The organism is Sphingomonas sandaracina (genome assembly GCF_036663695.1).
Taxonomy (GTDB): domain Bacteria; phylum Pseudomonadota; class Alphaproteobacteria; order Sphingomonadales; family Sphingomonadaceae; genus Sphingomonas.
In genome coordinates this window covers 397955-419751 of the sequence record NZ_JAXOJK010000003.1, presented here as the reverse complement: position 1 = coordinate 419751, position 21797 = coordinate 397955, and the positions used below count along the sequence as shown (strand labels likewise).

The window sequence follows — 21797 nt, the reverse complement described above, 5'->3', positions numbered from 1 at the left end:
CGTCCATGTTCTCGCGTCCTGTGTTCAATTCGCGCCCAATCATCTGTTTCGTCGGGATGGGCCTGCTGGTCGCCGGCTGCGATAGGAAATCGCCCGCGCCGGAGCAAGCAAACGTCGTCGCGGCGAACACGGCGTCCGCCGACGAAGTCGCGCCCGGCCCCGCTCCGGACGAAGCGACCGGCCCCACGGCAAGCGCGGAAAAGCTCGACCGCAGTCACAAGGGCGAGACCGGCCCGACCGTCGCCTTCACCGCCCCCGACGGCAAGCCGGTCACGCTGGCGTCGTTCAAGGGCAAGCCGTTGCTGCTCAACCTGTGGGCGACCTGGTGTGCGCCGTGCGTCGCCGAAATGCCGACGCTCGACGCCGCGGCGAAGTCGATGGCCGGCAAGGTGCAGGTCATCGCCGTCAGCCAGGACATGCAGGGCGCGGAGAAGGTGACGCCGTTCTTCGCCGCCAAGAAATTCTCGACGTTGCAGCCTTATCTGGATCCAAAGCTCGGCCTCAGCCTCGCCTATCAGGCGAACCTGCCGACCACGATCCTCTACGATTCGGCGGGCAAGGAAGTCTGGCGGATGACCGGCGGCTATGAATGGAACACGCCCGCCGCCGCCAAGCTGATCGCGGAGGCGTCGTAACCCCCGCAGCGAGACGCGTGCTCGACCGCGTCAATCGTCGAGCGCGGACCGGTACACCCGGTCGACCGCATCGACCATTTTCTCCGCGGTATATTCGGCGATGAAGCGCGCATGGCCCCGCTCGCCCCATTCGGGCAGCGTGGCGGGGTCGAGCGTTTCCAGCGTCCGGCGCAGCGCAGCGGCATCGTTCGCGGGGAAGCTCACTCCGTAACGGCCGCCCTCGAGGATATCGTTCAGCCCGCCGGCGTTCGATGCGATGACCGCGCGACGGACTCGCATCGCCTCGATCGCAACCAGGCCGAAGCCTTCCCAGCGCGACGGCACGATGATCGCATCAGCCGCCATCATCTCGGCGACCACGCCGTTGCGGTCGCGCCATCCGACATAGTCGACGAAATCGGGTGTCGGGGCGCCCGTATTCGTCGACAGCACCGCCTGGCCGACCACCCGCAACGTGTAGCGGTCGCCCAGATCGGCGATCGCCTCGAGCAGCAGGTCGAGACCCTTTTGCCGGTCGAGCCGACCGACGAACAACAGCTTGATCCGGGCGTCGTCCCACTGCGCCGGCGCGACTGGTGGCGGCGCCGCGGCGATCGCGTTGTTGATCGTTACCATCTTGCGCTCGGGCAAACCGACTTCGCGGGCGACGTCGCGTTCGTGCGGCGAGATCAGGATGATCCGGTCCGCCTGCCGCGCCAGATACCGCTCGACCGCGACGATGAAGCGCCGCACGTTCGCCGATACGTCCATGCTGAACGCCCAGCCATGCGGGCAGAACAGCACGCGGGGCCGCCGACCCAAACGCAGTATCCGCGTGATCACGCCTGCGCCGAACGAATGCGCATGGACGATATCCGGACGGGTCGCGCGACGGACCCGCCGATACGCGAAGAACAGCTTGGCCATGCCGCGCAGCCGGTTGGGCCGGTCGAAATATTCGAACCGGATGCCGCTGTCGCGCAGCCGCGGTTCGATATGATCGCGGTGCTGCTCCGGCATCAACAGCGTCAGCGCGGCGGGGCCATAGCGCTCCGCCTGCGGCGTCAGCAGCTCGGCGAGAAAGCTGCCCGTCCCGCCGATGATGCTGTCGCACACATGCAACACGCGGGGGGCGCCGCCCTCCGCCTGCGTCCCTGTCGGCAAGGTCATATGATCAGACGAGGACGGTGCCGGTGATCGGAATGCCGTGTTGGTCGAGCACCTCGATCAGCCCGCGCACGTCGCTGCGCTTGGTCCGATGCTTGCGCACGACCACGACGGCCGCGTCGAAACCGGTGATCGCGTCGGCGATGCTGGTCGCACCGTTGGTCGAATGGATCGCTGCGACGGCGATCATCTGGCCGGCGGACATCGCCACCGCATCATGCTGTTCGAGCAACGACCGACGCTCGATCGGCTCGCTGCCGCCGCCATCCGATCCGGTCCCCTGCACCATCAGTCCGGGGACCGCGGTGACCTGGTGATCGGCATGATCGACCAGTTGGAACAGGGTCGCGACGCGGGGATGCGCGCGGTTCGTATCGACGAGCAGCGTCTGCGTTCCGGCCTGCGCCATCACGACGCCCAGATTGGCGGCGAGTACGGCCAGCGCCTCGTCGCAATCCACGCCGATCAGCGCACACGCGCGGGACCGGCGATCGGTCTCGCCGTAGGATTGCAGGATCGAACTGCGGATGGCCCGCGCCGCGACCACATAGGGCGTATCCGTCGAATAGGCGGCGACGACCAGTGGATCGACGCTGCCGGGGGCGACGGTGTGGCCCGATGCGGTATCGTCGCCGTCCGAGCGAAACGATGCCGGACCCGTGGTTGAACGAAGCCTCACGTCATTGCCTCCTTGCGCGGGGCACGCCAGCCCGTCGTCCCGCTTTCGATGTCCGTCATGTCGGCGATCACGTCGAGATCGAGCGCACTCGCGGTGCCCGACGGCGTCCGCAGTCGCGGCGCGAGCAACTCCTGGCCGATCGCGGCAGCCAGCCCGGCGCCTGCACCCATCACGATCGCCGCGATGAACCATAGGATCAGGTTCGGCTTCGACGGCAAGGTCGGCGGCACCGCCTGGTCCAGCCGGCTCGCATTGGCCTGCGACACCTCGGACTGCAGCGTCGCCTCGTTGTAGCGCTGGCGCACCGTGTCGTACGTCGCCCGCGCGGCATCGACGTCGCGCTGCAGCACGTTCAACTGATCCTGCACGCCCGACAGCGCGAGCATGCGCGTCTGCTGTGAGGCGAGGTCGGAACGAATGCTCGATTCGCGACGCCCCGCGGCCGAACTCGCCGCGGTCAGCGCCTGCGCCTGGACGTTACGCGCCGACTCGAGCTGGCCCCGCAACGCCGCCAGCTGCGCATTGGCCGCGAGCATGTCGGGATGGTTCGGCCCGAGCGTCTTCGACAGTTCGGCGACCTTGCCGGCCTGCAGGCTGCTTTCGCGCTGGAGATCCTGGACGATCGTCGACTGGGCGACCTCGGGCTGTGCGGTCGAGCCCGACTTGGACTGCGCGACCGCCGCGGCGGCCTGTGCTGCGACCAGTTCGGTCGACAGGTTGCGGACGCGGTCCGCCTCGACGTCCATCCGGTTCATGCCGACGATGCCGTGCTGGCGCTGGAAGTCGGACAGTCGCGACTGCGCAGCTTCCAACCGGTCGCGGACGTCCTGGGTCCGCGCGTCGTACCATTTGGCGTTGCCGCGCGCGTTGCCGCTGCGCAGCGTCACCTGCTTTGTCAGGAACGTGTCGACGATCAGGTTCAGCGTCTTCGCCGCCTGCTCGGGCGTCTTCGCGGTCAGGCTGAGCCGAATGACGTTACTGCCCTTCTCGCTGCTGATCGCGAGATCGCGGCGCAGCAGCGTGAGCCCGTTCTGGTTGCGCTCGGTCGGCGTATCACCCAGCGTCTCGCTCTGGAACTGCGGGCTGCGCTGGACGACGTCGCTCAGCACGGCGTCGCTGCGCAGGATATCCTGCTGCGTGCCGATCACCGATTCGAGAACCGAGCTGTTGTCGGAGCCGTTGGCGCTGTTGGCGCTGACCGGATCGCGTTCGGTCAGGTCGACCAGGATCGACGACGTCGCGGTATAGGCGCGCGGACGCGTGAAGCCGAGCACGGCGATGGCCAGAAACACCACCCCGCCCACCAGCAGGACAAGGCGAATCCGATGGCGGATCGCGCTTATCAAGTCAGCAAAACTGATCACAGATCACGCACTCCCCGTTCCAGAACCGTTCGCAGATCGTCGAACCCGGGCGTCTTGACCCGGGTCGGATCGATCCTGCGATTGTACACAAGCAAATAGAATTGCGGCGCCAGCGTATCGTCGAAATAATAGCTGCCTTCGATGGCACTGGCGTGAAGGATCGGGCTCAATGCCGCAAACGCCGCAGCGATGGTCGCATCGTCATGCCCGTCTTCGTTGAGCACCTGGACCACCTCTGGGCGCTCGATGCGGGTGCGCATCGCCGCAGCAAGACAGATCACCGCCGCTGCCATAGCCGTCGGCTTCGGCAGCCGCTGGACATCGGCGACCACCGCAGCCGCGCTCGGGCTCAGCGCGCTCCATTCGGCATAGGCGTCGACCAGTCCCTCATGGACCATCGCGTCGTCGATGTGCTCCTTGCCCGCACGGCTTGCGGCGATCGCGCAATTCGATCCGAACAGCCGCAGATGATAGGGCGAGCCCACCGCGGACCGCGCGATCTTGGCGGCCGCATCGTCGTCGATCGTCAGGCCCGCGGCGTCGCAGCAGCGCACCAGCAGAGCCTTGAGCTGTTCGGTCTCGATCCCGCCGATCGGCACCGACACGATATGCCGGCGCAGCGACGGATGCCCCTGGATCAGGTCCTCGAGATTGGCGGCGATGCCGACCGCGACGATCCGCACGGGCGACCGCATGTCGGACAGCAGCTTCATCAGCGTCGCCATCTCGGTCTTGGTCGCTGGATTTTCGATCCGGTCGAACTCGTCGAGCACGAAGATCGTCGGCCGGCGGACCTTCTCGACCAGGATGCTCGCCATCTGCCGCGCGTCGAACGGCGCGGTGAGCAGCGGCTGGATGTCGGTCCGCCGCACGCCTTCGCCGGGGATCGACATCAGCTCGACCAGGTAGGGCCGGCACAGCTCGGAGAAATCGATGTCGCCGCCGGCAAGGTTGTACAGCACCGTCGCGCCGGCCTCGTCCGCGATATCGCCGAACACGCGCGACAGCGACGTCTTGCCCGATCCGCGCGCGCCGAACACGATGCCGTGCTTGCCGTGCTCGAGTACCGCCTCGACCAGCCGGTCGAGCTCGCGGGCGCGCCCTGCCAGTCCGGCACGATTCTCGACCGGCATCCCGGCATCGAACGCGGCATGGATGCGCGTACGCTGCGAGCTGACGGCCTGGGTCCGACCTGGCTGCGGAACCGGCTGGATCGCCGATCCCGACAGCACCGGCACCGGGGTTTCCTGGGCCGGTATGCCGACCGCTATGCGCAGATCGGGCAGGCTGGACATCGGCGGCTCGGGGTCGAGCAGACCGGACAACCAGTCGCGGAGGCGTGAGAACAAACTCACGGGTGGCCTCGTTGCGTGAGCAACGTGAACAGGCTGGACTTGAAAGGGATCATGGCGATCAGAACCACTTTTCCTTGATGACCAGCACGTCTTCGGGCTGGACCACCATGTCGAGATCGGGCTTGTCGATCTTCTGCCCGCCGCGGCGCACTTCGATCCGCTTGACCGAACCGGCCAGCGTCGGCCCGCCGGCCAGTGCCAGCGCCTGGCGGAAGGTCATGCCGGGCTGGACGGGGAACGCGCCGCCCTTGTTGACTTCGCCGTAGACATAGACCGTCTCGGCGGTCGGGACGAACAGCGTATCGCCCGGCTGGACCATGCGCGACGCGCCCCCTGCCAGATCGGCGAGCGAGATGCGGACGGGCTGGCCACCGATCGGGGTCAGGATCACGGTGTTGGCGCCGTCGATCCGCGGTCCGCCCGCACGCGCGACCATCGCCGAGACGGTGTAGGGGCGATCGATCGGATACAGGCCCGAATTGGGCACCGCGCCCAGCACGGTCGCGGTCTTGCTGCTATAGGCGGTGATCTCGACGTTGATCGACGGCTTGCTCAGATACCCGCCGCGGACATAGGCCTGCGACAATTCGGTGCCCAGCTGCGCGGTCGTCTTGCCGGCTGCCTGTACCACGCCGAGGAAGGGCGCGGTGATCGTGCCGTCGGCGCGAATCCGCGTTTTCGACGACATCGCCTCCTGCCCGAACACCGTGACCGAAATCTCGTCGTTGGGGCCGAGCACGTAGGAACTTGCCTGATCGACGGGCGCATTTGCAACCTGCGCCACGGCAGCCTGCGCGAGCGGAACCGCCGACAACGCCAAAGCGCCAGCCAAGCGTGCGAAGTGCCAGCTAACTGTCATGATGTGCCTCGTCATTTTGTCAGAACCTGTACGATACACCGGCCGCGGCGCGGTTGGCATCATAATTGTTGAGTCCGGTATTGGTGCGGCGCGACGTGCGCTGCCCATCCAGGGTCAGATACAGTCGCTCGCCCAACGCGCGGGTCAGCCCCACGGTCAGGGTGGAAAACCGATCGCTGGAAAAAGGGGCCGCGATCACAAGCGGATCGCCGCGAAACTGTCGCCGTCCCAGAACCGCACCGCCACGCAGCGTCGTCCGCTCGGCAAACCGCCATTCGGTGCTCAGTGCATAGTCGGACTGGACGGTGAAACCGGCCGGCACCAGCGAATCGTTGACGATGCGCCTGCCGGCCTCGCCCTTGAACAGGATGCGCGGAATCGGGCGGAAGACGAGGTCCACGTCCCAGCCGGCGCCGCGATAGGGCCGCACATTGGCGCCCTTGCTGCGGGCCTGCAGGTAATGCAGGTCGACGTTCAGCTCGACCCGGCTGACCACCGCGCGATTGAACGTCACGCCGGCCTCGTCGATGCGATTGACGACGCCGATCGTCGGACGATCCGCGCGCGAATAGCGATAGAAGAGTGCCGCCTGCCCCAGACTGGGACGCGCATAGCCGATGCCGCCCGCCGCGGAGACAAGCGTCTGGTCCGCGAAGTCGAACTGGGTGTCGTTGCGCGTCGTCCGCCGCGACAGCTCGACCAGCGGGAAGAAGCCGACCGCACGCGGGCAACTCGCCTTGACCGCCACGGTCGAGAACGTCTGAAAATTGTCGACCGGGCCGTTGATGTCGCCGTAATCGGCCTGCTGCCGGGTGAACCGCAGATCGGGCTGGATCTGGCAGATGCCGGCAACCCGGATCGTACCGGTCCCCTGCACGTTGGCGCGGGCGCGGCTGCGATCGGTGTTCCGGGTATAGAAACTATAGGCGAAATCGCCGTCCACGCGCAGGTCGTTATGCCCGACCTGACGCTGATAGCTGGCGCGCACGGCAGGGGTGACGATGATATCGTCGACCGGCGCCGTGCGATCGTCGTCGGTACGGAAGATATTGTCGTCATAGGCGACCTCGCCCGTCGGCGTGACGCTCAGCCCGGGCTGATTGATCGTCGTCGTCCCGTCGATGAGCGGAATCGGTAATAACGGCACCCCGAGCCGCTCCGACTGTGCCGCGGCGGCTTGCGGAATCACGAGCGCGGCGGCGCCCATGGCCCCGGCCATGACACTGAAGACTCGCCCGTTTTCCGTGCTGCGACGCAGCATGGAACGACGGACCGGAGGGGGATAACAACCGAACATAGAGCCTGCGTGCCTTCTCGTATCCTCGACGTCAAGACGCTCCGGGCCAATGCACCGATGTGCACCAACCTCCAATCACGCTGCATCGCCGCATAAGTCCGCCAATATGTCCCAGCTATTAACCGCATGTAAAATCTTGCCGATTAGACGGTGCCGATCATCGAGGGACAGATATGGCTCGCCGTTTCGCAGCTTTACTCAGCGTATTGCTCGCATCCTGTGGTGGCGGCGATGGCGGCACCGCAGGATCGACCCAACCGGTCACGACGGTCCCTGCCGGAACGCCGACACCTGCGCCCACCCCGACGCCTGCTCCGGCCACGGCCTTGGGGGACGCCTCCGCGCTCCCGACCGAATCGGGAACGACCGCGGTCGTGTTCGCCGCGTCGGACCTGGCGGTTCGCGCATCGCCCTATATCATCGGGTCGGCCACGCACTTCTCCTATGCGGCATCGGCAGGCTACGATCCCGACCGCGTCGTGCAGCGCTTTACCGACTCCGGCATCCGTGCGTTTCGCGAGGATCTCTTCTGGAACGCGCTGGCGCCCGACTGGGACGTCATCGGCGCGCACCTGCCGCAGCCGCTCGTGACCTTCCTCGCCAAGACCACCGCGCGGCCGCTCTATATCCTCAACAACGGCAACGACTTCATTCCGGGCGCCTCGCCCCCGATTGCCGAGGCCGGCCAGACCGCGTTCGCGGCCTATGCCCAGCGCGCGGTAGCCGCGACGGCGGGTCGCGACGCGATCTACGAGATCTGGAACGAATGGAATCGCAATGCCGTGCGCGACAGGCCGGTACTCGTCGGCCCGGGCGATGCGTCGGACTACCGCGCCTCGGTTTTCTATGCGCCGTTGGCCGCGCGGGCGACGACCGCGATCAAGCAGGTCGCGCCCGGCGCCAAGGTGCTGGTGGGTGCGGCCGGCGACGATCCGGACTGGCAATGGACGCTGGACGTGCTGGCACGCGGTGCGGCGGCGCAGGCGGACGGCGTCTCGGCGCACATCTACAATCACTGCGCCAACACCGCGAATCGGACGGCGTCCGAGGCGCTGGGTCGGCTGACGACGCTCCACAACAAGATCGCCGGCGCCAATGGCGGGCGCGACCTGCCGTTGTACGTCACCGAATGGGGCTGGCCGTCGGGCACCGCGACCTGCTCGGTGGCCGCAACGCGGCTCGCGACCAACGTACCGCAGTTCCTGTTGCACACCGCCGCGCTGCCCTGGGTGGCGGGATCCTGGTATTACGAAACCAAGGATTCGGGCGTGGATCCTGCCAACATCCAGCATAATTTCGGGCTGTACGACGCCAATTACGCCGCCAAGGCGGGACAATGCTCGTTCGCCGATGCCAGCGCGGTGATCGCGGACGCCAAGGCGATGGCGGTGCAGAGCGTCGACAACGGCTTGACGGTCGTTCGGGTGACGACCTCACGCGGCTTGGCGATCGTCGCATGGAGCGCGGTATCCGGCCGGCAGGGGCGAATAACCGTCGGCGGCACCGCCGCCTACACGACCCACACCCTGTGCCAGCCCACCGCTGTCGGCGCCCCCAACCGCACCATAACAATCGGCGAAATGCCGGTGGTGATCGACGTGCCCGCCGTCAGCCGGCTCGGGGTGAACGCCCGCCTGCTATAAACGCGTCGGCGAGCGTTCACCGGATCTTCGGGCTTGCGGCCGGTCAGCGTTGTCCGGTGCCGGCGGCGATCTGTTCGAACGCGCCCAGCATCTGTTTCGCCAGTCCGTCGTAATCGTATCGCTCGGTCTGCTTGGCCGCCAACTCGCGCAGGACCAGCAACTGCTCGGGATGCTCGAAGACGTCGATAATGGCCGCGCGCCACTTTGCGGCGTCGCCAGGCGGCACCAGCATGCCGTTGATTCCGGGCTCGATCAGTTCGGGCAGCCCGCCCTTGTCGCTGCCCATCACGGGCAGGGCATTGACCAGCGCCTGGAACACGACGCCCGGCGAATTCTCGGCCCATAGCGACGGCACGATCAGCAGATCGCTCTCGGCCATCAGATCGGCGACGTTCTGCTGTGGCACATGGCCCTGCATCGTCAGCCATTTGCGATTGCCATACGTGGCCCGCAAGGCCTGATACTCCGGCCCCTTGCCGAGCACGGTCAGATGGAAATCATACCGGGCAGCCAGCGGATCGAGCAACTCGAGGAGGAAATTGATCCCCTTGGTCTTCTCCACCCGCCCGACGAACACGAGCCGCACTGTGTCCGACGGCGTATGGGTCTTACGCGGGACCGGATACCGGTTGGGATTGAGGATGTGAAACCGCGGATAGTCCGCGATCGGCAACAACGACGAGACCGTATCGAGGTTGGACTGCGACGGCGAGATGAAGCCCAGCCGTGGGATTTCGTTCAGGAACCCCATCTTGACCTTCGAACTCAATCGGCAACCAGTGCACTGGCCGACGCACTCGTCGCTGCCGCGGAACATCGTCGTCCGCAGGCAGGCGTAAGCAAGGTCGTGCAGCGTGATCGCGGTCGGGATGTCGTGGCGACCGATCACCTTCAGTCCGTTATAGCCCAGCCCCGATATCCAGTGGATATGGATGAAGTCGGGTTTGAAATCCTCGATGACCTTCTCGAACATCGCCTCGTTGCGCGGATCGTAATGATCCTGCGCATGCCAGATCGGCTTCTTCCAGCCGGGTGCCTGACTGGCCCTGAACACCGGATAGATGTGCGGCGTGCCGACCCGGTACAGCGTATAGCCGTCCTGCGGCGTCGCCCAGCTTTCATGCTCGACCATCGGCGCCGCGGTCAGCACCGCCGCCTCGTGGCCATTGGCCGCGAACCAATAGGTGAGGCTGTGCGCGCACAACTCCGCGCCGCCGATCACGTACGGCGGATAGAAGGCGGAAATGCTCAGGATGCGCATGGCGTGTGCTTTCGATATCCCCATGGCAGGGTCGCGCGCCGCATCATGATGCGGCGACGATCCGGGCCGGAACGCCCACGGCGACCGCACCGTTGGGCACGTCGCGTAACACTACCGCATTGGCGCCGATCATGGCCCCCTCTCCAATTGAAATCGCGCCGATTATGGCAGATCCTGCCGACAGATAGGCGTCTCGACCGATCCGGGCATGCCCCGGACTGTGAGAATGTCTAGAGCCGATCGTCACGTTCTGCAAAATCGCGACGTTTTCGCCGAGCGTACAGACCCCAATGACGATGCCGTACGGATGAGGAATATAAAGACCCGGCGAAACCGTGCAGCCGATCGCGATCTCCGCGCCGAACGAACGGCAGGTCCACCACCACCAGATCCGCCGCAACGGCCTGCCGACGATCGGGATACGCGCAAGCGCGTCCTGGATGCGGCGCGCGAGCACGAACTGGAACCCTTGCGTCAACAGGATCATGCGCACCGCAAAGCCCATCGTCACGGTGGTCGATTCGTGATGCGCGAACAGGTCCAGATCGCAGCGAACCGTGGCAATGAAACCCCTGCCGCTGGCTGTGCTTAGGCTGGTCATGGACGGACGATACCTCTGCTGACTGGGGCCGTTTGGCGTCATGAAAATTTATTGTGCAATGCGGCATTTGTGACGTCGCGGAAAGCCATCTCGATGATCTTGTATCATTTTTTATAAAAATACGGTATTGGCCGACTCGATATCCCGTGCATTCCCGGCAACTTCGCTGTTGCGGGAACCGGTAAGGACGCGATATCGCACCTGCGAGATGAACGTTCGGTGGCCCGATGTCTTGACTGGACCCATGATCGGCACCTCGGTGTTGATCGACCGGAATGGCCGGGCCGAGCCTGGGATCAGGCAGCCGGAAATTACAGAGCGCGATTGCGCCGCGATGTTCGCACCGCGGCAAATCCGCCGAAGACGATCCGAAGGGTCGCCCGAAGGGTAGCATGCGCATTCTGATCGTGAACACGTTGTATCCCCCCTCCCTGGTCGGTGGCGCCGAGCGTTCGGTCGCCCTGCTCGGCCAGGCGGTAGGCGCGCGGGGTCACGAGGTCCATGTCGCGTCGCTGCACGAGGGCGATACGATCCTTGAGGAACGCGACGGGCCCGTGACCGTGCACCGCCTGCCGTTGCGCAACATCTACTGGCCGTTCCGCCCAGATCACCGCCCGTCCAAACCTGCGCGACTGGTGTGGCATCTACGCGACCGGAACAATCGTCGCGCGACTCGCGACCTGATCGCGCTGGCCAAGCGGATCAAGCCCGATGTGCTGCACACCAACAATCTGCAGGGGTTTTCCACGGAGATCTGGCACTGGGCGCGCGCGAACAACATCCGGATCGTCCACACGCTGCGCGACTACAGCCTGATGTGCGCGCGCGCCGCCCTGTACCGCGACCGCAAGGATTGCGTCGAGCGCTGCGCCGATTGCCGCCTGCTGACCGACCGCAAGAAACGCAACACGCCGCTCGTCGATGCGGTCGCGTCCAACAGCCGCTACGTGATCGATACGCACGAACGTCACGGCTTCTTCCGGGATACGCCGAGCCGGGTGATCTTCAACATCGCCGATGTGACGTCGGTCGTGTCCAGCGCCGAACGGCCGGGCCGCGAGGATACCCCCGGCGTCGTGTTCGGCGTGATCGGCCGGGTCGAACCCGAAAAGGGTATCGAAGTGGTGCTCAACGCGATCAGCAGCGTCGAGGGCGACTGGCGGCTGCGCATCGCCGGCGGCGGCCAGACCGACTATATCGAGGGACTGAAGGCGCGCTATCCCGATCCGCGGATCGACTGGATGGGCTTCGTGAAGGCCGATGCGTTCTACGACAGCATCGACGTCCTGATCATCGGCTCGACCTGGCCCGAACCCTTGCCGCGGACGATGATCGAGAGCCTCGCCCGAGGGACGCCCACGCTGTATTCGGACGCCGGTGGCACGCCGGAAATCGGACATATGGCACCGCTCGCCGCGATGTACGCGAAGGACGATCCCGACGCGCTCGCCGCGCAGGTGCGCCGCGCGCTCGCCGACCCCGCCACGTGGCGGGCGCGTCGCACCGCAGACCCGGCCTTGCTCGAGCAATTCTCCGAAGCCGCCGTCGCAGGCCGTTATATCGCGCTATATAGCGGGGACACCGACCAGACGACCTGATCCGGGACGTCCTGCCCGCCCCCACCGGGACGCGGAAGCGTTCCGCTTCGTCAGATCGCCGCAAGCGCCGCGATCAGATCGTCGGTACTGGCGGCCCAGGTGTAGGCGTTGGCGCGGACAGCGGTGCGCTCGGCCAGCGTTTCGACCAGCGCATCGTCGCGTAGCATGCGTTCCATGCCCGCGGCGATCGCGTCGACGGACATCGGATCGACGTATAGCGCCGCATCGCCGCAGACCTCGCGCACCGGGGGGATATCGCCCGCGAGGACGGGACGGCCGAACCGCATCATCTCGAGCGGCGGAATGCCGAAGCCCTCGTAAAGGCTGGGAAACACGAGGGCGCGGGCGGCGCGGTACAGCCCCATCAAGGCGGCGTCGCTGATCCGGCCCGGCAGGATCACGCCCGGCGGCACCTCCTCCATGCCGTTCTGGGCGAACGACTTGACCGCAGCACCGACCAGCACGAGCCGGTCGTCCGGCCGGGCGACACGCGCGAACGCCTCGAGCGCGCGCGGCAGGTTCTTGTTCGGCGCGAACGATCCGACGAACAGCAGGAATCGTCCCGGCGTCAGGTGCAGCTGGTCGACGATATCGGTATCGGGGACGATCGCGTCGACATGATTCGCGGCGTTCGGGATCACCGGGATCCTGGCGGGATCGATCTTCAGCACCGCGGCAAGCCGATCGCGCGAAAAACCCGAGACCGTCGCGAGATGCGATCGACGCGCGATCAGATGGCCGAGCGTCTGGTGCATCGTGCGATACGGCCGCGAAAAATTCTCCGGCAGGTCGTAGACCAGCGCGTCGTGGATCACGGTCAGCGAGCGTCGCGGCGCGATCGGCCCCGAGTTGCACAGGTTGAGCAGCGTCGATCCGCGCGCCGCCCTAGGCAGCTGGAATTGCTCCCAGGCATGACCGCCGCCGCGGCCGACGGTACGGGCCGAAAACAGCGGCCATTCTGGCGGTGCAGCAACGCCGGGGGGCAGCAACAGCTCCCATCGAGGCGGCTCGGCACCCGCCGCAATGCGCGTATGTACCTCACCGAGCAGCATGCGCGCGAACCGTTCGACACCCGTCACGGTGCGGCCCAGAAAACGACCATTAACTGCGATCATTGTCTATATTTCCCAATTCTACCCGTCGATAAGCACGGTGCGACGCCATAATGTTGCAGGCGTGCAAGGCGCCGTCATGGGTGGTCGTCTAGACTGATTCGGACGCGCTGTTCAGCTTAGATCATACTTTGACGGCTATAATGACGTGATTGCTCCACGATGGTCCAACCGCTATCACTGTTGCATCGCAGCGAAAACCGGTCGGTTGACCTGGGGCCGATTTTCTAGGGATTTAGTCACGCGATGGAAGTAGCCATGGAGCATCTCGGCGAAGTTTCGTTGGCCGGCGCCCTCCACAGACGGAACCTGCGCCTCCGGCTTTACTGCCTGTTGATCGCAACCGATCTGCTGGCGATCTCGATCGGATTCGCGATCGGCAGCATCGTCCGGGGCGACAATTGGCTGTCGCTCAGCGGCATCGATCTCGCCTATCCGGTCCTGCCGATCTACCTGCTGATCGCCTTCAACAATAAGGCCTACTCGCGGCCGGCCATTACCAGCGGTACCGAATCGATGGCGCGGGCGATCGTACCGCTGGCGATCACCGGGTTCGCGCTGCTGACGCTGATCTTCTTCGTCCAGGCCGGCAACGAGATCTCGCGAGTCGCGTTCGCGATCGGCTTTGGCGGTACGACGATCCTGATGGCGACGTTCCGCATGATCGTCGTCGTCATCGTCCGGCGCACGGTCGCACCGAAGCTGGTCGCCGAACTGCTGATCGTCGACGACGTGCCGCGGGCGAAATGGACCGAGCGGCAGGTTTGCGACACGATCTTCGCCGCCGAGGCCGGCATCGAGCCGGACATGGGCAATCCCCATATGCTCAACCGGTTCGGCCAGATGGTCAGCAAGTACGAACGCGTCGTCGTGCATTGCCCGGTCGATCGCCAGCTCGACTGGTCGCTGCTGTTGCGCGGCGCCAACGTGGACGGCGAGATCCTGTCGGCCGGGTTCGGCAAGCTCGGCGTGCTGGGCCTGCAGAAGTTCAAGGGCCGCCAGACCCTGCTCGTCGCGCGCGGGCCGCTCAGCTACACCGACATGGCCAAGAAGCGCGCGCTCGATATCATCGTGACGCTGATCGTGCTGATCGCGATCTCGCCCGCCCTCGTGCTGATCGCGATCGCGGTGAAGCTCGATTCGCCCGGCCCCGTCCTGTTCCGGCAGGAGCGAATCGGTCGCGGCAACCGCATCTTCAACATCCTGAAGTTCCGATCGATGCGGGTCGAGACGCTGGATGCGACGGGTACGACCTCGACGCAGCGCGACGACAAGCGAATCACCCGCGTCGGTGCGTTCATCCGCAAGACCAGCCTCGACGAGATCCCGCAGTTCCTGAACGTCCTGCTCGGCGACATGAGCCTGGTCGGACCGCGGCCGCACGCGCTCGGCTCGCTCGCCGGGAACCAGCTGTTCTGGGAGGTCGACCGCGAATATTGGCATCGTCACGCGCTGAAGCCGGGAATCACCGGCCTCGCCCAGGTTCGCGGGTTCCGCGGCGCGACTCACCGCGACGTCGATCTCAAGAACCGGCTTCAGGCCGATCTCGAATATCTCCATGACTGGAGCCTTATGCGCGACGTGAAGATCCTGTTCCGGACGATGACCGTGCTCGTGCACAGCAACGCCTATTGAGCCCGCACCGCGACAGCGGTAAGGCGCGATTCCGGGGGTTGAGGAGACGCAAATGCCATCTATCCGATCCCCGAAATCACCTGTTGCCGCCTGGAAGATCATGGCGCGTGCCGGGCTTGCGCTGACCGGCCTCGTCGGCGGCGCGGTCGCGCTGGCTTCGATGGCGCCGATGGCGTCTTCGTCCGGCCCGTTACGGCCGCTACCCGATGGACCGCTGACCCCGCGCGCGGTGCCACTGATAATCGGCGTCGGCGTCCACTTCGGCATCGGCGGCGAATATGGCTATGATCCCGCCCGTACCGCACAGGCGATGAACACGGTCGGCGCATCGTCGTTTCGCGACGATCTGACCTGGGCCGGCTTCAAGAGTGCGGGCATGAACGCACCGGGCACCATGCTCCCTCGTCAGGCCGCGTTCCTCGCCGCGACGCGGGCGCGCCCGCTGTTCATCCTCGACCATCCCAATCCCGCGATCGGCGGCGACGGCGTGCCGGTCACCGACACCGGCCGCGCAGCCTTTGCCGCTTTTGCCGACGATGCCGCACGCCAGACCGCGGCGCGGCGCCCGATCTACGAGATCTGGAACGAGTGGAACCTGAATGCCGCGCCGGCGATGGGCAAGCTGATCGGCCCTGCCGCCCCCGGTGACCCGCGGGGCGGAGATGCCTATGCCCGGCTTGCCGCGCGGGCGACTGCCGCCATTCGTGCAACCCAGCCGAACGCCACGATCCTGTCCGGTGCGGCCGGTACGGATGCTGGCTGGCAGTGGGTGCGTTCGGTGGCCGGCGGCGGCGGGATGAGGGGCGCCGACGGCCTGTCGGTGCATTACTACAACCACTGCGAACGCCCCGAAAACCGTACCGCCGCCGAAGCGATCACCAGGATGCAGGCGCTGAACGGCGCGATGCGGACACGCGGCGGTCGGGCGATGCCAATCTATGTCACCGAGATCGGCTGGCCGACGACGCAAGGCGGATCGTGCGATATCGCGCGCAACGATTCGGGCAACAACATCGCGCAGTTTCTGCTGTGGTCGGCAGCCACACCCTGGATGCGCGGCGTGTGGGTCTATCAGTTGAAGGACCAGGGGCGGAAGCCGAACGACATCGAGGACAATTTCGGGCTGTTCACGTACGATTACAAACCGAAGCCCGCCGCGTGCATGATGCGCGATGTCAGCCGCCTGATCGGTCGCGCCAAGAGCTGGCGGATCGATCGCCCCCAGCCCGGCCTGACCGTAGTACGGATGAGCGACGGCCGGTCGCGTACGCTGATCGCCTGGACCGATCATGCTGCGCAGAAGGCGGAGCTGCAACTCGACGGAGCACCGACGCCGTATCGCCAGATCTGTACGCCGGACGGTCAGCGCGACACGACGATCCCCGTTGGGTCGCGCCCGGTCGTGGTGTCGCTGTCGGGAGACGGTGCGGGCATACGCTACCGCATGATGTAGTCGCCTAAATGGCGCTGGCCGACGGTGTCGGTCAGCGCCCGGAACGTCAGACCAGCAGGGTCAGACCAGCAGGTGCTCGACCACCAGGGTGATCGCGGTCCATCCTGCCAGGCTCAGCACGCCGAGCAGAAGCAGGCGGCCGCGAAACTGCCATTTGAACGTGGCCGGTGCACGGATCGCGCCGGTCACGGTACCCAGACCGATGACGTTGTCCGTCATCGCCGCGGTGACGCTGCCCGGTGGCAATGGCCGATCGAACTTGCAACCATAGTCGCGATCGCCGGCCCAGGTGATCTGCGCATCGCGCACGCCCACGCCCGGGATGCCGATCGCGACCTGCTGATTGAGCAGCAGCGGAACCGCCGACTGGATCCGGCACCCGTCGCGGTTCAGATCGGCAATCCGCACCTGACGGGACATCGCCTCGTCGTGCAAACGCAGCGTACCGGTCCGTGCCAACGCCACGCGCGAGTCGGAGCGACGCTCGGCCGAATCGACCAAAAATGCTGCGTTATGTGCCGTTGCCACCATGTGTTCCCTAGTGCGGGCGAAACCCTAAACCCTTCGACCCATCTAGGCGGCATGCATTGAAAAATTGCTGTTATTTTATAGTTGCCTGCATCTTAACTAATATTTGTTTTACTAGCGGGCGCCGGTGGCTGGGCGTGGCGATGTCGTGCCGAGAAGCCTGCCGAAGGCGCGTTGGAACACGCGCTTGCGACGCTCCGAGACTTCGGCGATCAGCAGAGCAAGGATGACCGCCGCGACGATTGCCGCTGGGCCACCGAACGGGCTCGCGCGCAACTTTGGAAATACCGATGCGACCATCACGAAGAACGGCTGGTGCACCAGATAGAGCGTGAAGCTCGCCCCGGCCAACCAGCGGATCGCGCTTGCGAGTTGGGCGGGAAAGATCGTCCGCCCCTCGGTCGCACGACGGAACGCGACGATGTTGACGGTGACCAGCCCGCCAACGAGCGCGAAATAGACGAAACTCTTCACCAGCTGTGCCAGATCGGCTTCGTCGTACATCGGCCAGGCCCAATGCTCCAACATCCGCTTCACGACGAAATAGGCAAGGATCGTCGCGACGAACGCCGCGAGCGCGAGGCGTTTCGTGATGGTCACGCGGCCGGCGCGAATATAGCGATAGGCGAGCAGGCCGAAGACCCAGATCGGCATGTACGCGACCACTTTCGGCCCGAAGGCGACCATCAGCATGAGGCCGATCACCGCGCCGCGGACCCGGCCGAGATAGAAGAATGCCGCGAAGATGACGTAATAGGCCGCCTCGAACCCGAGCGACCAATAGGGCTCGTTACTGCCGAACACGCGGTGGCTGAACCAGAGTTCGTTGGTGAAGGTCAGCGCGAACGGCAGGTTGGTCAGGTATGCGGGGTCGTAGAAGGGGTGATCGGTGAGCGGTACGACACCGTATCGCCGGGTGATCATGTCGCAGACGAACCCGGCCGCCAGCGCGATCAGGCATACCGAATACAGCCGCGACAGGCGCGCCGTCGCATAGGCGCGCAGGCTGTGTTCCTTCTCCTCGGCGACGAAGGCGATCACGAACCCCGACAGCACGAAGAACACCGCGACCGCCTCGCCGGTATGGCCCGAGATGAATCCGGGCAGGCGCGGCATGACGAAATGCCGGGCATGGCCCAGTACCACCTCGAACGCCGCGACCAGCCGGAGCAAATCGAGATAGATCGACAGGTTCGGATCGAGCACCCGGACCTTCGTGGGATTGGCACCGGTCGATCCTGTGCGCGTCTGCGTCTCGCTCACGATGCCCGCTCCTTGTTCGTCATCGGGCCCATTACCGGGCCTGTCCTGCGCGCGCCTCGACCAGCGTGTCGACCAGTGCGCCGTCGCGCCGCCGACTGTGCTCGGCCCAGCGGTCGCGTACGTGCGTCCGCGCTGCCTCGACCGCCGCGGGGTCCTGCGTCAATGTCTGGATATGCCGGGCAGCGGCCTCGGGCTGGTCGAGGTCGAGCAGCGGCGGCACCCCCATGAACTCGAAGCCTTGCAGCGACAGTGGCGTCGCCATCACGGGTGCTCCCGCGGCGAACGCCTCGAGCATCTTGATCTTCAATCCGCTGCCGTGGACGACCGGGCTGAGCATGCACAGGCAAGTGCCGAGCAGCCGCTCCATCTCGTCGTCGGCGACGAAGCCCAGCGTTTCGACGTTCGCGGCAGGCGTGCCGATATGCTCGCGCGTGCCCTTGCCGATAAACGTCACGATCGCGGGGGCGTCGAGCGCTAGCAGCGCCGGCGCGAGCGAGTGCGTGATCCAGTCGATCGCCGCGCGATTGGGGGGAAAGCCGGGACTGCCGATGAACAGGACGCGCCGGCTGTCGCGCTCCACGTCCTGCGCCGCCGCCGGGGCGCCCGGCGCATGCTCTGCGCGGTCGATCACCGGACATAGTGCGACCCCACGCGCGCCCGTCAACCCGCGATAGTGACGCGCGTCGCTGTCGGAGATGAACACGGTTCGCGCGGCACGCCGCACCAGCAGCGCCTCGATCAGCCAGGCCTGGACCGCCTCGACGCGCAGGAACGCCGCGGATGCCCGCGATTTGCGCAGCCGCGCGCCGTCGATCAGCGTATCCGGGGTGACGTTGTGCGCGATAAAGACGAACGGCGTGCGCCCCAGCACGAGGCGCCACATCGACACGTTCGCCAGCGCCTGGATATGGTCGACGACGATCAGGTCGGGCCGCGCCGCCAATCCCGCGCGGATCGCTTGCCGTGCCGGCGTCGAGACGAAACCGATGCTCATGAGCAGCTTGCCCGACAGCAGATGCACCAGCTTGCGCGCCTTGGACGGCGTCTTGGTATCCGCACGATAACCGGCGACGCCGCCGAACGCGGGCGCCGCAGTCTCGGTCGGCAGCGTCGTGAACGCACCGCTCAGCACGACGTCAGGCGACGCCGCCAGTTCGCCGATATGCGCGCGCGCGACAACGTCCATCCCCGATCGCGGGGCGACGGGATCGCCCGCACCGATGTAGAAGACGCGCAGCGCCGGGCGTTCTGACGCCGCAGCCCCGCTCATTTCGGACCGCCGAGAACCCGTGCCGGCGATCCTGCGGCGACCGCACCCGCCGGCACGTCCTTCAAGACGACCGAATTGGCGCCGATCTTGGCGCCGCGGCCGATCGTGATCGGTCCGAGGATGGTCGCGCCGGCGCCGATCTCGACATCTTCGCCGATGATCGGTCCGCGCGGCGCATCGTCGCCGCGCTTGCCGATCGTGACGCATTGCAGGATCACGACGTTGCGCCCGACCGTGCAGTCGCCGAGCACGATCGCATAGGGGTGCGGCATGTAGCAGCCGGGACCGACGTTCGCGATCGCCGCGATCTCGGACCCGGACCGCCGACAGGTCCGCGCCCAATAGAGCCGCGCGACGACACGCCCGATCACCGGGAGCGACGCGAGCAGGCGCTGGATCCGGTGCTGCAGGATAAAGCGGAAGCCCGGGAGGAACAGCCACGCATAGACGAAGAACGCGCTGCCCGGCCGCTGACCGCCGACCTTGGCGACGCGGACCAGGTCGCCCTGGATATGGTCGACGCACGTGCGCCACGCCGACGTCGCAAGAGTATCGGTCATCGCTGCGGCATCCCCGTTGCCGGATCGTCGCTCGACTCGATTCGCGAGTCGAGTGACGGATCGGGCTGCTTCATGTTGCGCAGGACATGGCGCAGGTACACCAAACGAACGATGAACAGCGTGCTGGCGGTCGCCGCGGCGGACAGCCCCGCACCGATCAGCCCGAAGAAATACATGAACCCGGTGCCGAACGCGATCGCCACGATCACGCCGGCGACGTTGTTGACCGCGTACATCCGGTCGCGGCCCATGCTGGTGATCGACACGTTGAGCAGGTCCGACCCCGAACGGATCGTCGCCGCGAGCAGCATGATCGCGAGCAGCACGCGGAACACCGGGAAGCGGCCCGGCGGCGCGAAGTAGAAGATGACCTCGGTCGCCAGGAAGATGCCGACGCTAAACACCGCGGCGAAGGTCAGCGTCTTGATCATCTGGCGGCGCAGTTCGGCCTGCCACTCGACCGGATCGCCGCCGCGGAACGCCCGCACCATCCGCGGCAGCGCAAGCTGGACCACGGCGGTCGAGATCAGCGTCTGCAATGCGTTGGTGATCGAGAAATAGAAACTGTAGATGCCCGTCGCGACCAGCCCGAGCAGCGCGTTCAAGATGAAGCGATCGGCATAGCCCAGGCCGACGATGCCGAGATCGCTGAAATAGATATACCAGGCGCGGCGCGCGCGTGTGACCAGGACCCGCAGCTTCTTCTCTTGGCGCAGACCCGCCTTCATCGGCCACCGCCTGAGATAGACGAACAGCATGGCGATCGCGAGCACGTGGCTGAGGATCCAGCCGATGAAGATCATGTCGAGCGTCTTCAGCGCAGGGACCGCGAACCCGATCGCCACGACGATCGGAATCCAAAGCGCCGAGCGGACGAACACGAGCACATTGGCGAACAGTGCCAGTTCGAGCCCGATCATCGGCATGTAGATGTCGAGCGCGACCGTCTCGAGCCACAGCAGGATCAGGATCAGGATCTGCGTCTGCGTGATCTCGCCGGTCTGCCAGATCAGCACGGGCACCGCGATCAGCGTCCCCGCCAGCAGCGAGGCGAAGGTGATGATCAGGCGGTCGCGGATCAGCGGCGCGGCGGTCGCGGGGGTATGCCCGACGACTTCGCGCGACACGAAATAGTTCAGGCCCCAGCCGACCGTCGCGGGAACGATGCCGATCGCGCCGATCGCCAGGCCGTAGACACCCGCCGACGCGAGTCCCAACTGGCTGACGATGTAGAACGACAGGGCAAAGCGCAAAAAGAGCGTCGAGCCGCGCAGGGCCATGTTCGGCGCGCCGCCGCGGATCAATCGTGTCAGTAAGACAGACATGATGAAGGCGGCATCTCCGCTAGGGCATCCGCGCAGTTCCGATTGCCGGCCGACTGCCGGGTCATACTGCACTACAGCACGCCACTAGGCGATTTCGGGCCCATACGTCCACCCGCGGTGGTCGTGCGAACAGCGCCGTTCGGTCGCTACGTCGTCAAATACGGTCGGCGTATCGCAGGCAGCGCATTACAGGCCCTCTGCCTCATTTCGGGC

Annotated in this window: 19 protein-coding genes; 5 read left to right on the top strand and 14 right to left on the bottom strand. The window is 65.9% G+C overall.

Annotated features, from left to right (window positions below; all coding sequences use genetic code 11):
* Positions 1-5: 5 nt before the first annotated feature.
* Entirely contained in the window at positions 6-635 is a 630-nt protein-coding gene (locus U1707_RS11390) for a TlpA family protein disulfide reductase (protein WP_332800181.1), read from the top strand.
* Between the two features lie 30 nt (positions 636-665).
* Here the strand turns inward: U1707_RS11390 and U1707_RS11385 are convergent, their stop codons facing one another.
* From U1707_RS11385 to U1707_RS11360, 6 genes are read right to left on the bottom strand one after another with little or no spacing between them, the layout of a single operon-like run.
* Positions 666-1784 (bottom strand): glycosyltransferase, encoded by a 1119-nt coding sequence (locus U1707_RS11385; protein ID WP_332800180.1) that lies wholly within the window; start codon positions 1782-1784, stop codon positions 666-668.
* A gap of 4 nt (positions 1785-1788) precedes the next feature.
* On the bottom strand, positions 1789-2460 hold the full coding sequence (locus tag U1707_RS11380; RefSeq protein ID WP_332800179.1) for a P-loop NTPase family protein: 672 nt from the start codon (positions 2458-2460) through the stop codon (positions 1789-1791).
* Positions 2457-3824: a GNVR domain-containing protein gene (locus tag U1707_RS11375; RefSeq protein ID WP_332800178.1), complete on the bottom strand. Its 1368-nt coding sequence runs from the start codon at positions 3822-3824 to the stop codon at positions 2457-2459. The genes U1707_RS11380 and U1707_RS11375 overlap by 4 nt, the downstream gene beginning before the upstream one ends.
* Positions 3821-5179, bottom strand: coding sequence for an ATP-binding protein (locus U1707_RS11370; RefSeq protein WP_332800177.1), 1359 nt, complete (start codon positions 5177-5179; stop codon positions 3821-3823). The genes U1707_RS11375 and U1707_RS11370 overlap by 4 nt, the downstream gene beginning before the upstream one ends.
* A 58-nt stretch (positions 5180-5237) precedes the next feature.
* Entirely contained in the window at positions 5238-6038 is an 801-nt protein-coding gene (locus U1707_RS11365) for a polysaccharide biosynthesis/export family protein (protein ID WP_332800176.1), read from the bottom strand.
* Positions 6039-6057: 19 nt separating this feature from the next.
* Positions 6058-7257: a hypothetical protein gene (locus tag U1707_RS11360; protein ID WP_332800175.1), complete on the bottom strand. Its 1200-nt coding sequence runs from the start codon at positions 7255-7257 to the stop codon at positions 6058-6060.
* A 251-nt stretch (positions 7258-7508) separates the two neighbouring features.
* On the opposite strand from U1707_RS11360, the gene U1707_RS11355 reads away from it, so the two are divergent.
* On the top strand, positions 7509-8978 hold the full coding sequence (locus U1707_RS11355; RefSeq protein ID WP_332800174.1) for a hypothetical protein: 1470 nt from the start codon (positions 7509-7511) through the stop codon (positions 8976-8978).
* 43 nt (positions 8979-9021) lie between these two features.
* Here the strand turns inward: U1707_RS11355 and U1707_RS11350 are convergent, their stop codons facing one another.
* Both U1707_RS11350 and U1707_RS11345 read right to left on the bottom strand, forming a co-directional pair.
* Positions 9022-10239, bottom strand: a complete 1218-nt coding sequence (locus tag U1707_RS11350) for a glycosyltransferase family 4 protein (RefSeq protein ID WP_332800173.1) — start codon at positions 10237-10239, stop codon at positions 9022-9024.
* A 43-nt stretch (positions 10240-10282) separates the two neighbouring features.
* Complete coding sequence (locus U1707_RS11345; RefSeq protein WP_332800172.1) at positions 10283-10840, bottom strand: serine O-acetyltransferase; 558 nt, start codon at positions 10838-10840, stop codon at positions 10283-10285.
* A gap of 392 nt (positions 10841-11232) precedes the next feature.
* Between U1707_RS11345 and U1707_RS11340 the strand changes: the two genes are divergently transcribed.
* On the top strand, positions 11233-12438 hold the full coding sequence (locus tag U1707_RS11340; protein ID WP_332800171.1) for a glycosyltransferase family 4 protein: 1206 nt from the start codon (positions 11233-11235) through the stop codon (positions 12436-12438).
* A 50-nt stretch (positions 12439-12488) separates the two neighbouring features.
* Here U1707_RS11340 and U1707_RS11335 read toward each other — a convergent pair whose 3' ends face one another.
* Positions 12489-13553, bottom strand: a complete 1065-nt coding sequence (locus tag U1707_RS11335) for a glycosyltransferase family 4 protein (RefSeq protein ID WP_332800170.1) — start codon at positions 13551-13553, stop codon at positions 12489-12491.
* Between the two features lie 243 nt (positions 13554-13796).
* Between U1707_RS11335 and U1707_RS11330 the strand changes: the two genes are divergently transcribed.
* Both U1707_RS11330 and U1707_RS11325 read left to right on the top strand, forming a co-directional pair.
* Positions 13797-15185 (top strand): sugar transferase, encoded by a 1389-nt coding sequence (locus tag U1707_RS11330; RefSeq protein WP_332800169.1) that lies wholly within the window; start codon positions 13797-13799, stop codon positions 15183-15185.
* 52 nt (positions 15186-15237) lie between these two features.
* A complete protein-coding gene (locus U1707_RS11325) occupies positions 15238-16638 on the top strand; it encodes a glycosyl hydrolase family 17 protein (protein ID WP_332800168.1) in 1401 nt (466 codons plus the stop codon).
* A 60-nt stretch (positions 16639-16698) separates the two neighbouring features.
* Here the strand turns inward: U1707_RS11325 and U1707_RS11320 are convergent, their stop codons facing one another.
* From U1707_RS11320 to U1707_RS11300, 5 genes are all read right to left on the bottom strand, one after another.
* Complete coding sequence (locus tag U1707_RS11320; RefSeq protein WP_332800167.1) at positions 16699-17166, bottom strand: PilZ domain-containing protein; 468 nt, start codon at positions 17164-17166, stop codon at positions 16699-16701.
* 114 nt (positions 17167-17280) lie between these two features.
* Positions 17281-18429, bottom strand: a complete 1149-nt coding sequence (locus tag U1707_RS11315; RefSeq protein ID WP_332800166.1) for an acyltransferase family protein — start codon at positions 18427-18429, stop codon at positions 17281-17283.
* A 31-nt stretch (positions 18430-18460) separates the two neighbouring features.
* Complete coding sequence (locus U1707_RS11310; RefSeq protein ID WP_332800165.1) at positions 18461-19699, bottom strand: glycosyltransferase; 1239 nt, start codon at positions 19697-19699, stop codon at positions 18461-18463.
* Positions 19696-20259: a serine O-acetyltransferase gene (locus U1707_RS11305; protein WP_332800164.1), complete on the bottom strand. Its 564-nt coding sequence runs from the start codon at positions 20257-20259 to the stop codon at positions 19696-19698. The genes U1707_RS11310 and U1707_RS11305 overlap by 4 nt, the downstream gene beginning before the upstream one ends.
* On the bottom strand, positions 20256-21584 hold the full coding sequence (locus U1707_RS11300) for a lipopolysaccharide biosynthesis protein (protein WP_332800163.1): 1329 nt from the start codon (positions 21582-21584) through the stop codon (positions 20256-20258). The genes U1707_RS11305 and U1707_RS11300 overlap by 4 nt, the downstream gene beginning before the upstream one ends.
* Positions 21585-21797: the final 213 nt, after the last annotated feature.

Excerpts from the sequence above, each read along its gene's own strand:
- U1707_RS11305 (WP_332800164.1), bottom strand. The coding sequence starts at position 20,259 with ATGACCGATACTCTTGCGACGTCGGCGTGGCGCACGTGCGTCGACCAT.
- U1707_RS11335 (WP_332800170.1), bottom strand. The coding sequence starts at position 13,553 with ATGATCGCAGTTAATGGTCGTTTTCTGGGCCGCACCGTGACGGGTGTC.
- U1707_RS11360 (WP_332800175.1), bottom strand. The coding sequence starts at position 7,257 with ATGGCCGGGGCCATGGGCGCCGCCGCGCTCGTGATTCCGCAAGCCGCC.
- U1707_RS11350 (WP_332800173.1), bottom strand. The coding sequence starts at position 10,239 with ATGCGCATCCTGAGCATTTCCGCCTTCTATCCGCCGTACGTGATCGGC.
- U1707_RS11355 (WP_332800174.1), top strand. The coding sequence starts at position 7,509 with ATGGCTCGCCGTTTCGCAGCTTTACTCAGCGTATTGCTCGCATCCTGT.
- U1707_RS11300 (WP_332800163.1), bottom strand. The coding sequence starts at position 21,584 with ATGTCTGTCTTACTGACACGATTGATCCGCGGCGGCGCGCCGAACATG.
- U1707_RS11310 (WP_332800165.1), bottom strand. The coding sequence starts at position 19,699 with ATGAGCGGGGCTGCGGCGTCAGAACGCCCGGCGCTGCGCGTCTTCTAC.
- U1707_RS11390 (WP_332800181.1), top strand. The coding sequence starts at position 6 with ATGTTCTCGCGTCCTGTGTTCAATTCGCGCCCAATCATCTGTTTCGTC.
- U1707_RS11345 (WP_332800172.1), bottom strand. The coding sequence starts at position 10,840 with ATGACCAGCCTAAGCACAGCCAGCGGCAGGGGTTTCATTGCCACGGTT.
- U1707_RS11340 (WP_332800171.1), top strand. The coding sequence starts at position 11,233 with ATGCGCATTCTGATCGTGAACACGTTGTATCCCCCCTCCCTGGTCGGT.
- U1707_RS11385 (WP_332800180.1), bottom strand. The coding sequence starts at position 1,784 with ATGACCTTGCCGACAGGGACGCAGGCGGAGGGCGGCGCCCCCCGCGTG.
- U1707_RS11325 (WP_332800168.1), top strand. The coding sequence starts at position 15,238 with ATGCCATCTATCCGATCCCCGAAATCACCTGTTGCCGCCTGGAAGATC.
- U1707_RS11330 (WP_332800169.1), top strand. The coding sequence starts at position 13,797 with ATGGAAGTAGCCATGGAGCATCTCGGCGAAGTTTCGTTGGCCGGCGCC.
- U1707_RS11365 (WP_332800176.1), bottom strand. The coding sequence starts at position 6,038 with ATGACAGTTAGCTGGCACTTCGCACGCTTGGCTGGCGCTTTGGCGTTG.